Here is a 12,299-nt window from a genome sequence, read left to right as displayed (position 1 = left end):
GATATATTTGAAAAATCGTTGGTATATTCTAAGTTACGATTGATATACTCAAAAAATTGTTTCTGTATTAAAAGAAAAAAAGATGTCGCATAGTCAAAAATCCTGACTTATGAGACATCTTCCTTATTTAAATATGCTTATACATGCAACTCTTCCCATTCTGCCATACAAGTTTCAAGTTGTTCTTGTAGCGTTTGCTTTTTAGTTGTAATTTCACTAGCTTTTTCATAATCTGCATATATTTCTGGTAAGCAAAGTTGATCTTCTAACGTAGCAATTTCTTCTTCTAATTCTAATATACTTTGTTCTAGCTCTTCAATTTTTCTAGTGCGTTGACGCTCTAGTTTTTTACGCTCTTTTTCTTCTAAATAATTTAATTTCTCTTGTGCAACCACCTTTTGAACAGGAATGTCACTTTCTTGCTGTTCAAGTTCTGCACGTTCAATCATTTCATTTTTCTTTTCAACGTAGTAATCGTAATCCCCTAAATATTCCTGTGCACCTTCTGTTGATAACTCAACCACAGTCGTTGTTACACGGTTAATAAAGTAGCGGTCATGTGAGACGAATAGAAGAGTCCCTGGATAATCAATTAAAGCATTCTCCAAAATTTCTTTACTGTTTAAATCAAGGTGGTTCGTAGGTTCATCTAGAATTAATAAATTTGATTTTTGCATCATAAGTTTTGCAAGAGCTAATCGAGCTTTTTGTCCACCACTAAGGGAAGATACTGGTTTCAGTACATCATCTCCTGTGAATAAAAAATTCCCGAGTATAGTACGGATTTCTTTTTCAGGTTGCAGTGGATATTCATCCCATAGTTCATTTAAAACCCGTTTAGAAGATGTTAAGTTTGCTTGTTCTTGATCATAATAACCAACAGATACATTTGATCCGAAAGAAACATCACCATTTAATAGTGGTAACTTATTCACAATAGACTTTAACAATGTGGATTTCCCAATTCCGTTTGGACCAACTAAAGCAACACTATCTCCGCGAGTTAAGCGCATAGTTACATGTTCAATTATAGGGTTCTCATCATAGCCGATGGTTGCATCATTTACTTGTAAAACATCATTTCCACTTTGCTTTTCAATATCGAAGTGGAATGATGCTGACTTAGAATCCCCTAATGGTCTCGTTAATAATTCCATTCTGTCTAGTTGTTTACGACGACTTTGAGCACGTTTCGTTGTAGAAGCGCGAGCTATATTCTTTTGAACGAAGTCCTCAAGTTTTGCGATTTCATCTTGTTGTTTTTCGTAACGTTTCATTTCTTGCTCATATAATGCTGATTTTAAGTCTAAATATTTACTGTAGTTACCAACAAATCGTCTGCTTTCTTTATTCGAAATTTCATATACTTGTGTAACGAGTTTGTCTAAGAAATAACGGTCATGTGAAACGATTAATATTGCGCCAGGATAACCTTGTAAATATTGCTCAAGCCACGTTAATGTTTCGATGTCTAAATGGTTTGTAGGCTCATCCAAAATAAGTAAGTCTGGTTTTGTTAATAATAATTTCCCGAGAGCTAATCTTGTTTTTTGCCCGCCGCTTAAAGTAGAGATTGTCGTCTGGTGCGTTTCAACTGGGAAGCCAAGGCCGCTTAAAATGGAGCGAATATCCGCTTCATATTGATATCCACCTTGATCTTTATAATTGAGTTGCAATTGGTCATAATCAGCTAACAATCTTTCATATGTAGCTTCGTTTGAAAAGTTTTCTTCTTTTCCCATTTCTTGCTCAAGCCTTCGAAGTTTTGTCTCCATTTGCTGTAAGTGGGTAAAGACGGTTAGCATTTCATCCCAAATTGTTAAAGACGTTTCTAGTCCAGTATTTTGAGCTAAATATCCGATTGAGACATCTTTCGGTTTTATAATTTCGCCACCATCATGAGATAATTCACCAGCGATAATTTTTAATAATGTAGATTTGCCTGCTCCATTCCTTCCAACTAATGCGATACGATCTTTTGTTTGTACTTCCAATTTTATGTTTGCAAGAATCGTTTCTGCACCGTATAATTTCGAAAGCGCGTTTACTTGTAATAAAATCAATGTTTTCACCTCAAATAATTTCTTAACTTTGCCATGTTTATATTTCTCAATCATACTAAAAATAGTGTATAGTTTAAAATAAAGAGAGAATACTTCTTCTCTTTATTATACAAGGAATTTAATGAGTGCTAAACTTCTGTATTTGATTAAAGTATATGAATAAAGATAGGAAGAGAGGAGAGGTCATATGGATCAGCAAAAGATTCCACAAGCCACTGCTAAAAGATTGCCTCTATACTATCGATTTATCCAAAACTTATCTCTTTCTGGTAAGCAGCGTGTTTCATCGGCCGAATTGAGTGAGGCAGTAAAAGTAGATTCCGCAACAATACGAAGAGATTTTTCGTATTTTGGAGCGTTAGGGAAAAAGGGATATGGATATAACGTAAATTATTTATTATCATTTTTCCGCGAAACACTTGATCAAGATGATATAACACGTGTAGCACTTATTGGAGTAGGTAATTTAGGGACCGCTTTCTTACATTATAATTTCACGAAAAACAATAATACAAAAATTGAAATGGCATTTGATGTTAGTGAAGAGAAAGTTGGAACAGAAATCGGGGGCATTCCTGTATATCATTTAGATGAATTAGAAGAGAGATTATCAAATGATATACAAGTGGCAATATTAACAGTACCGGCTACAGTAGCACAAGCTGTAGCAGATAGATTAGCTGAAACGAGCGTGCATGGTATTTTGAATTTCACACCAGCGCGATTAAACGTATCAGAGAATATTAGAATTCATCATATTGACTTAGCTGTAGAGTTACAAACATTAGTTTACTTTTTGAAAAACTATCCACAATAAAACGCAGAGGAAGCGACCTCTGCGTTTTATTATTGTTTCTTCTTTGTGAATTTAATTAATATAAGGCGAAGTGCCAAATTAAAATCAATTGTTGCCATAACTGCAAATAGTATTGTCCACATATTCCAGATTGTATCTGTCACGTTCGTAATGGCGAAGCGTGTAAAGATACATCCAAGAAGGAAGTATAGTGCAGCCATGAACAATGGTGAGTTTCTCATACAAAAAATCCTCCGATAAAGCCTTGCATTTTTTCAGCTTCTTTAATCATTTCTTGAATTTGTTCATTGCTCATAAAAATTTGCCCAATAGCGACTAATGTATTCATCGCAACATGAGCTGCAATCGGAACGATAATCCGTTTCGTCTTCACATATAAGAAGGCGAATACGAGCCCCATAGCAGTGTATACCAATAAATGAGTAAAATCAAAATGAATTGCTGCGAATACAAGCGAACTAATGATAGCTGCGATAAAGAAGTTAAACTTCTTATAAAGTGCACCAAATAAAATTTTTCTAAATACGATTTCTTCTAAGATAGGTCCAATTATAGATACAACAATAAGGAACCAAGGGGTCGTTCTTGCAATCTCCATCAGTTTCATTGTATTTTCTGAACCTTGTTTAATTCCTAGCAGCTGCATCTCGATCATACCGGCAACTATTTGTGAAAAGAAAGCTAAGAAGAACCCGATGAAAATCCATCCAATAGTAGCTGGAGCAGAAGAGCGCTTTGGATCTAAATGCCTGTCACGAATATCTGTTCTAAGTAACCAAAGTACGATACATAATGCAACAAAGAAGCTAATAATTGCCCAGTGTCCCGTTATGATTTGTCCTTTTTCCTCAATGGTAAATCCTCTATTATCATAGAGTCCTGTTTTTAGGAGAAGTGGCAATCCAACAACGCCAGATAACTGCATTAAAATGTATGTAACGATAATCCACCAGTATTGTTTCTTCAAATGGTTTAACCATCCTTTCTAACTATAGTGTATGAGATAAGTTAGGATAACATGTAAATATGCTACCTACGATATAAACCTCACTTGAATTATGTTTTTTTCGTAAATCCTTATTTGAAATTATAATAGAAGACAGGAGAAAGTTGTGTGTGTAGCGAAAACAACTTAGGGTGTCCTTTCATATTGTAACATACGAGCAGTGGAAACAACGATTCATATAGTAAAGGCAGTATTCTATATAGAAAGTTTATATAGTGATTTGCGAAAAAATTATGATTTTTTTACTTGCAAAAGAAATTGAGATTATTTATTATTATAAGTGTGTTAGCACTCGGATGACTTGAGTGCTAATAAAAGAAATTTACATAACAAAATGAGGAGGTTATTGTTCATGCTAAAGCCATTAGGTGATCGCGTTGTAATTGAGCTTGTTCAAGCAGAAGAAAAAACAGCAAGTGGTATCGTATTACCAGATACTGCAAAAGAAAAACCACAAGAGGGTAAAGTTGTTGCAGTAGGTACTGGTCGAGTGCTTGAGAATGGTGAGCGTGTTGCTTTAGAGGTAGCAGCAGGTGATCTTATCATCTTCTCAAAATATGCAGGTACTGAAGTGAAATATGAAGGTACAGACTACTTGATTTTACGTGAAAGTGACATTTTAGCAGTTATCGGTTAATTATATAAATCTTAAAAAATCCAAGGGGGTCAATTATTATGGCAAAAGATATTAAATTTAGTGAAGAAGCACGTCGTTCGATGCTTCGCGGTGTCGACACTCTTGCAAATGCAGTAAAAGTAACGCTTGGACCAAAAGGTCGTAACGTTGTTCTTGAGAAAAAATTCGGTTCACCACTTATTACAAATGACGGTGTAACAATCGCAAAAGAAATCGAATTAGAAGATGCATTCGAAAACATGGGTGCGAAACTAGTAGCAGAAGTTGCTAGCAAAACAAATGACGTAGCTGGTGACGGAACAACAACTGCAACTGTATTAGCGCAAGCTATGATTCGTGAAGGTCTTAAAAACGTAACAGCTGGTGCGAACCCAATGGGTCTTCGTAAAGGTATCGAAAAAGCTGTTACTGCTGCAATTGAAGAATTAAAAACGATTTCTAAACCAATCGAAGGTAAATCTTCTATCGCACAAGTAGCTGCTATTTCTGCTGCTGACGAAGAAGTAGGTCAATTAATCGCTGAAGCAATGGAGCGCGTTGGTAACGACGGCGTTATTACTTTAGAAGAATCTAAAGGCTTCACAACAGAATTAGACGTAGTAGAAGGTATGCAATTTGATCGTGGATATGCATCTCCTTACATGATTACTGATTCTGACAAAATGGAAGCAGTTCTTGATAACCCATACATCTTAATCACTGACAAAAAGATTTCTAACATTCAAGAAATCTTACCAGTATTAGAGCAAGTGGTACAACAAGGTAAACCACTTCTTATCATTGCTGAAGATGTAGAAGGCGAAGCGTTAGCTACATTAGTAGTGAACAAACTTCGTGGTACATTCAATGTAGTAGCTGTTAAAGCTCCTGGATTTGGTGACCGTCGTAAAGCAATGCTAGAAGATATCGCGATCTTAACAGGTGGCGAAGTAATCACTGAAGAATTAGGTCGTGACTTAAAATCTGCTACAGTTGAATCTTTAGGACGCGCTGGTAAAGTTGTTGTTACAAAAGAAAACACAACTGTAGTTGAAGGTGTAGGAAGCACAGAACAAATCGAAGCTCGCATCGGTCAAATCCGTGCGCAATTAGAAGAAACAACTTCTGAATTCGATCGTGAAAAATTACAAGAGCGTCTTGCAAAACTTGCAGGTGGCGTAGCGGTAATTAAAGTAGGTGCAGCAACTGAAACTGAGTTGAAAGAACGCAAACTTCGTATTGAAGATGCACTTAACTCAACTCGTGCAGCAGTAGAAGAAGGTATCGTTGCAGGTGGTGGTACTTCACTTATGAACGTATACACAAAAGTAGCTTCTATCGTAGCTGAAGGCGACGAAGCAACAGGTATCAACATCGTACTTCGCGCACTAGAAGAGCCAGTTCGTCAAATCGCAATCAACGCTGGTCTAGAAGGATCTGTAGTTGTAGAGCGTCTAAAAGGCGAAAAAGTAGGCGTTGGTTTCAACGCAGCTACTGGCGAATGGGTTAACATGCTTGAGTCTGGTATCGTAGATCCAGCTAAAGTAACTCGTTCTGCACTTCAAAACGCAGCATCTGTTGCAGCTATGTTCTTAACAACTGAAGCTGTAGTTGCTGACAAGCCAGAACCAAATGCACCAGCAATGCCTGACATGGGCGGCATGGGCATGGGCGGTATGGGCGGAATGATGTAATTCCGTTTGCCCTAAAAAACATCCATTTCTATATAGAAATGGATGTTTTTTTATGTTTTTTAGAAAAGGAAATGAATTTCTGTAGAATTTTGTCGCTTTCTCTCTTGACCATATTGATATTTCATTGTTAGAATCTAGGAAGATAATATAAAACGATCCTTCATATATCCTCAATGATATGGTTTGAGAGTCTCTACCGGGTTACCGCAAACAACCTGACTATGAAGGCAGTGTGTCTTATATTTATAAAGAGCGGAGACTATCTTTCTTTATAAAGCCAGACCCCTGCCTTTTCTTTGTTATGAGACTAGAGGCGGAGGACTGGCTTTTTTTATTATATTGGTAATGCTTTTCGCCAAATTGGTGAAAATATTTATATACGAGAACTAACGTTGGGGTGATTATTTTGAAGAAACAACACGATACAATTATCGTTTTAGATTTTGGAAGTCAATACAATCAGTTAATAGCACGTCGAATTCGTGAGTTCGGTGTATACAGTGAACTTCATCCACATACAATTACTGCAGAAGAAATTAAAGCAATGAATCCAAAAGGGATTATTTTCTCTGGTGGACCAAATAGCGTATACGGTGAAGGTGCATTACATTGTGATGAAAAAATCTTTGAACTAGGTTTACCAATCTTCGGTATTTGTTACGGTATGCAGCTTATGACGCAACACTTCGGTGGTAAAGTAGAGCGTGCAAATCACCGTGAGTACGGAAAGGCTGTTCTTAAAGTAGAGAACGAATCAAAATTATATGCGAACATTCCAGAAGAGCAAGTTGTATGGATGAGCCATGGTGACTTAGTAACTGGTTTACCTGAAGGATTCGTAGTAGACGCAACAAGTGAGTCTTGCCCAATTGCTGGTATGAGCAATGAAGCGAAAAACTTATACGGTGTACAATTCCACCCAGAAGTACGTCACTCTGAGCACGGTAACGATTTAATTAAAAACTTCGTATTCGGCGTATGTGGTTGTTCTGAAGGATGGAACATGGAGAACTTTATCGAAGTAGAATTAGAAAAAATTCGTGAAACTGTTGGAGACAAAAAAGTACTATGCGCACTTAGTGGCGGTGTAGACTCTTCTGTTGTAGCAGTATTAATTCATAAAGCAATCGGCGATCAATTAACTTGTATTTTCGTTGACCACGGCTTACTGCGTAAAGGCGAAGCAGAAGGCGTTATGAAAACATTTAGCGAAGGCTTCCACATGAACGTTATTAAAGTGGATGCAAAAGAACGCTTCATGAACAAGTTAAAAGGTGTAGAAGATCCAGAACAAAAACGTAAAATCATCGGTAACGAATTCATTTACGTATTTGATGATGAAGCGTCTAAATTACAAGGTATGGACTTTTTAGCACAAGGTACACTTTACACAGACATCGTTGAAAGTGGTACAGCAACTGCACAAACAATTAAATCTCACCACAACGTTGGTGGACTTCCAGAAGACATGCAGTTCAAATTAATTGAGCCTTTAAACACGTTATTTAAAGACGAAGTACGTGTATTAGGATCTGAACTAGGAATTCCTGATGAAATCGTATGGCGTCAACCATTCCCAGGACCGGGTCTTGGTATTCGTGTATTAGGTGAAATTACAGAAGAGAAATTAGAAATCGTTCGTGAATCTGATGCGATTTTACGTGAAGAAATTATTAAAGCGGGCTTAGACCGTGAAATCTGGCAATACTTCACTGCACTTCCTGGTATGCGTAGCGTAGGTGTTATGGGTGACGAGCGTACTTACGATTACACAGTAGGTATCCGTGCAGTAACATCTATCGACGGTATGACAGCTGACTGGGCACGTATCCCTTGGGACGTATTAGAGAAAATCTCTGTACGTATCGTAAACGAAGTAAAACACGTTAACCGTATCGTGTATGATGTAACGAGTAAGCCACCAGCAACTATTGAGTGGGAATAGTATTTATAAAAAGGTCCATCTATTGCTTATGCATAGATGGATCTTTTTTATTTTGGCATTAATACGAACGAAACTATAAAAGTTTATGGAAATGTTCGTTTTTAAATTGACAAAACTACTTCGTCGAGTTAATATGATTATGTAATTCAAACGAAAAGTGAATATTATAGCCGTCGTATAATATCGGGGATATGGCCCGAAAGTTTCTACCTAGCTACCGTAAATGGCTTGACTACGAGGCGTTTGTATAAAGATGAGGGGAAACTTGTCTTTGTTTATAGAACGCTTCCATGTATATATGCAATGGGAGCCTTTTTTATTTCTCGGGATAAAAGAGGGCTAGGGTGAAATACGGCGAGTAATCATATAACGGGGGAAACATAGGATGAAACGCTATTTTCAGTTTGATGAGCTCGGTACGAATTATAAGACTGAGTTCATAGCAGGGTTAACGACATTTCTATCTATGGCTTACGTACTATTTGTCAATCCTGCTACGCTGTCGCTTGGAAATGTTAAAGGGTTACCAGCAGGTACAGGGATGGATCCAGGTGCAGTATTCGTTGCTACGGCATTAGCGGCAGCGATCGGTTCGTTAATTATGGGTATTTTCGCGAAGTATCCAATTGCTTTAGCGCCAGGTATGGGAATTAACGCGTTCTTTGCTTATACAGCAGTGTTAACGATGGGTATTCCGTGGCAAACGGCCATTGCCGGAACATTAATGTCAGGTATTATCTTTATTATTCTTACTGCTTCAGGTATTCGTGAAAAAATCATTAATGCAATTCCATCGGAGTTAAAGTTTGCAGTAGCAGCAGGTATTGGATTATTCATTGCTTTCCTTGGATTCCAAAATGCCGGAATTATCGTGAAAAACGATGCGGTTCTTGTTGGGTTGGGGGACTTAACAAAGGGCACAACGTTACTAGCAATCTTCGGGGTTGTTACTACGATCATCTTCATGATTAAGAAAGTTAATGGTGCAGTATTCTACGGTATGATTCTTACAGCGATCTTAGGAGTTGCAACAGGATTAATTGATACTCCGAAAGCTGTGGTGGGAGCAATACCGAGTCTAGAACCAACGTTCGGCGTGGCGTTAACGCACTTCGGAGATATTTTCACAGTTCAAATGGGGATTGTTATTATAACGTTCTTCTTTATCGATTTCTTTGATACAGCAGGTACGCTTGTAGCGGTTGCAAATCAAGCAGGATTAATGAAGAACAATAAATTACCACGTGCAGGAAAAGCGTTATTTGCAGATGCGATTGCAACTGTAATTGGTGCGATCTTGGGTACATCAACAACAACGTCTTACATTGAATCGTCTGCAGGGGTAGCAGCGGGAGGACGTTCTGGATTTACAGCAGTTGTAACAGCAGGATTCTTCTTACTGGCACTATTCTTCTCGCCATTATTAAGTGTTGTAACGCCAGCTGTAACGGCACCGGCTTTAATTATTGTAGGAATCTTGATGGTTTCTTCCTTAGGGGAAATTGATTGGAAGAAATTCGAGATTGCAGTACCAGCATTCTTTACAATTATCTCTATGCCACTTACGTATAGTATCGCAACTGGGATTGCCATTGGATTTATCTTCTATCCAATTACAATGGTTATGAGTGGTCGTCGTAAAGAGGTTCATCCGATTATGTATGTTATGGGAGTTTTATTCGTACTATATTTCATCTACGTTCGTAAATAAAAGGGGTTTTTTAAAGGTCTAGACTTAAGGGGAGTCTAGACCTTTTTGCGTCTTCAGAAAATCTTAAGGATTTCCGAGCGTTTTTCTTCAGAAGTTTTCCTATAATAGAAGTTAGGGATTAAAAAAGTGATGGGGGAGATATTGTGGCACACGAAACAATACTTGTCGTAGATGATGAAAAAGAAATTCGGAATTTAATTACAATCTATTTAAAGAATGAAGGATATAAAGTATTACAAGCAGGAGACGGAGAAGAAGGATTACGTCTATTGGAAGAAAATGAAGTACATCTAGTCGTATTAGATATTATGATGCCGAAAGTGGATGGTATTCATATGTGTATGAAGGTAAGGGAAGCGAAAGAAATGCCTATTATTATGCTTTCTGCCAAAACGCAAGATATGGATAAGATTTTAGGATTAACAACAGGGGCAGATGATTACGTAACGAAGCCCTTTAATCCATTAGAGTTAATTGCACGAATTAAATCTCAGTTACGCCGTTATATGAAAATGAATGGTTTCGCTGTCCAAAATGAGGACGAGTTAGAAATTGGGGAGATGAAAATCAACATCTCGACCCATAAAGTTGTTGTAGAGGGAGAAGAAGTGAAACTAACTCCGAGGGAATTTTCAATTTTAGAATTGCTAGCTAGAAATCCAGGTATGGTGTTTAGTGCGGAGCAAATTTATGAAAAGGTGTGGAACGAACGATCTTTCCAGTCTGATAATACTGTAATGGTGCACATTCGGAAAGTGCGTGAAAAGATTGAGGAGAATCCAAGGAAACCTAGATATATAAAAACAGTATGGGGAGTGGGGTATAAGATTGAAAAAGATATTTAATCCGTTTACTTATGTTAGGAAATTTCGCGAATTAATTGGAAAGATAATAAAGAGTGTGAAACGGAGTATACGGATTCAACTTATTACGGCGTTTACTGCTTGTGCGTTATTAGGTCTCTTTGTATCAACGAAGATAGTAGCACCTATTTTTGAAGATGCTAGCCAGCATGCTGAGATTAATTATAGAGATGGTATGGAGCAAATTAATCGTAAAGCTCAAAGCACAGCGGAAATGATGGTTGCTGAAAATAAATTAGATGCTGTACAAAACATGATAGAGCTAGAAAATGAAAATTTAGAGCAAGGGCATGATGCCTTTAAAATATTAGTTACGGATGAAAATGGTAAAGTTTTGTATAAAACGAAGCAAGCGCAAGAAGAACAAATTAATTTGCATAACACAATTCGTAATGCGACTTCATTTGCTATCAATTATTCAAATAATAATGATATTGAAAGATCAAGAAAAGAGTTTATTACATTCTCGCCTATTACAATTGAAGGTAAGAACTTATATATGTTTGTAAGCGGGATTCCTCAAGGGGAGGTAGTGTATTATAAAGTAGAAGGACCATTCCCGTTTTTAATTGGTGTTCTTGTATTCATTTTCTCTTTCTTCTATATAACAAAGAGAAAGATGAAGCAGATTGAAGCAATGGCACAAGGTGTAAAGGAAATAGAAAGAGGCAACTTAGCGTACCGCATTGAGAAAAAAGGTGAAGATGAGATTGCAGCTTTAACTGAGAATATTAATAATATGGCAGAAGAGCTTATGAATAATATAGAAAAGGAACGTAAATTAGAGAAGCAAAAGAATGAGCTTATTACGAATGTATCTCACGATTTACGCACACCGCTGACTTCTATTATGGGCTACTTACGATTACTTCGAGATTCTAAATATGAAAATAAAGAACAACACGATGAGTATACGAGAATTGCTTTTGCAAAGTCGGAGCAGTTAAAAAATTTAATAGAAGATTTATTTGAGTATACGAAGTTAACAAATGAACAAGTTGTATTAGAAAAACAGGAAGTTTGTATGAATGAGCTACTCGAGCAATTAATAGAAGAGTTAGTACCGCAGGCGGAAGAACATGGACTTACGTTTGTTAAGAAGTTTCCTGAGGAACGTGCTTATGCATCGATTGATTCGGAAAAGATGGTTCGTGTATTTGATAATTTACTAATGAATGCGATTAAGTATAGTAAAGATGATGGGGATATAAAAGTTTCTCTTCAAAGGCAGCGTAGGGATATACAAATTGTAATTGCGAATCATAGTGAAGAGTTTACGAGAGAAGAGTTAGCGAATTTGTTTGAACGTTTCTATAAGAAGGATCAATCTCGAAGTAGAGTAACGGAAGGGTCGGGACTCGGTTTAGCGATTGCGAAAAGTATTGTTGAGTTACAAGGTGGTAGTATTCGAGCGGAATATAGGGATGGTATTATTCAATTTATCGTTTCGTTACCAATTATAGAAAAATAATAAATGAATAGAATGATATGTGATAAAAAGGCTTATTTTAAAAGAAATAAGCCTTTTTATATTTTTTATAAAAACATATTGACGATTAGAGCTTAGAGGTGTAATATAGAACA

10 protein-coding genes and 2 riboswitches are annotated in these 12,299 nt (G+C 36.9%); of the genes, 7 read left to right on the top strand and 3 right to left on the bottom strand.

The features are described from left to right. Positions 1-137: 137 nt before the first annotated feature. The gene (locus tag ABWK52_RS16845) at positions 138-2,063 is read right to left on the bottom strand and encodes an ABC-F family ATP-binding cassette domain-containing protein (protein ID WP_000602145.1); all 1,926 of its coding nucleotides are present in this window, start codon (positions 2,061-2,063) and stop codon (positions 138-140) included. 187 nt (positions 2,064-2,250) lie between these two features. Between ABWK52_RS16845 and ABWK52_RS16840 the strand changes: the two genes are divergently transcribed. After that, positions 2,251-2,880 carry a redox-sensing transcriptional repressor Rex gene (locus ABWK52_RS16840; RefSeq protein WP_000372699.1) on the top strand — a complete coding sequence of 210 codons (630 nt, stop codon included), beginning with the start codon at positions 2,251-2,253 and terminating at the stop codon, positions 2,878-2,880. 29 nt (positions 2,881-2,909) lie between these two features. On the opposite strand, the gene ABWK52_RS16835 is transcribed toward ABWK52_RS16840, so the two are convergent. Continuing rightward, positions 2,910-3,101, bottom strand: a complete 192-nt coding sequence (locus ABWK52_RS16835; RefSeq protein ID WP_001246200.1) for a YdiK family protein — start codon at positions 3,099-3,101, stop codon at positions 2,910-2,912. Further along, complete coding sequence (locus ABWK52_RS16830) at positions 3,098-3,847, bottom strand: CPBP family intramembrane glutamic endopeptidase (RefSeq protein ID WP_000745326.1); 750 nt, start codon at positions 3,845-3,847, stop codon at positions 3,098-3,100. The genes ABWK52_RS16835 and ABWK52_RS16830 overlap by 4 nt, the downstream gene beginning before the upstream one ends. 391 nt (positions 3,848-4,238) lie before the next feature. On the opposite strand from ABWK52_RS16830, the gene groES reads away from it, so the two are divergent. The 6 genes from groES to ABWK52_RS16800 all read left to right on the top strand — a co-directional run bounded on the left by groES (position 4,239) and on the right by ABWK52_RS16800 (position 12,186). Beyond that, positions 4,239-4,523 carry a co-chaperone GroES gene (groES, locus tag ABWK52_RS16825; RefSeq protein ID WP_000917311.1) on the top strand — a complete coding sequence of 95 codons (285 nt, stop codon included), beginning with the start codon at positions 4,239-4,241 and terminating at the stop codon, positions 4,521-4,523. Positions 4,524-4,561: 38 nt separating this feature from the next. Then, positions 4,562-6,196: a chaperonin GroEL gene (gene groL, locus ABWK52_RS16820; protein ID WP_001029993.1), complete on the top strand. Its 1,635-nt coding sequence runs from the start codon at positions 4,562-4,564 to the stop codon at positions 6,194-6,196. 140 nt (positions 6,197-6,336) lie between these two features. Then, positions 6,337-6,438: riboswitch (purine riboswitch) on the top strand. Between the two features lie 164 nt (positions 6,439-6,602). After that, positions 6,603-8,141, top strand: coding sequence for a glutamine-hydrolyzing GMP synthase (guaA, locus tag ABWK52_RS16815; protein ID WP_000743902.1), 1,539 nt, complete (start codon positions 6,603-6,605; stop codon positions 8,139-8,141). Between the two features lie 153 nt (positions 8,142-8,294). After that, positions 8,295-8,396, top strand: a riboswitch (purine riboswitch). A gap of 130 nt (positions 8,397-8,526) precedes the next feature. Continuing rightward, positions 8,527-9,852 (top strand): NCS2 family permease, encoded by a 1,326-nt coding sequence (locus ABWK52_RS16810; RefSeq protein WP_000833095.1) that lies wholly within the window; start codon positions 8,527-8,529, stop codon positions 9,850-9,852. A 143-nt stretch (positions 9,853-9,995) separates the two neighbouring features. Next, complete coding sequence (locus ABWK52_RS16805) at positions 9,996-10,697, top strand: response regulator transcription factor (RefSeq protein WP_000929887.1); 702 nt, start codon at positions 9,996-9,998, stop codon at positions 10,695-10,697. Continuing rightward, positions 10,681-12,186 carry a sensor histidine kinase gene (locus tag ABWK52_RS16800; RefSeq protein WP_087947620.1) on the top strand — a complete coding sequence of 502 codons (1,506 nt, stop codon included), beginning with the start codon at positions 10,681-10,683 and terminating at the stop codon, positions 12,184-12,186. Before ABWK52_RS16805 ends, ABWK52_RS16800 begins: the two co-directional genes overlap by 17 nt. The last annotated feature ends 113 nt before the right edge of the window (positions 12,187-12,299 follow it).

Origin of the sequence: Bacillus sp. AP50, assembly GCF_040492675.1 — a bacterium.
GTDB classification, from domain to species: domain Bacteria; phylum Bacillota; class Bacilli; order Bacillales; family Bacillaceae_G; genus Bacillus_A; species Bacillus_A cereus.
This window is presented reverse-complemented; position numbering and strand designations above follow the sequence as displayed.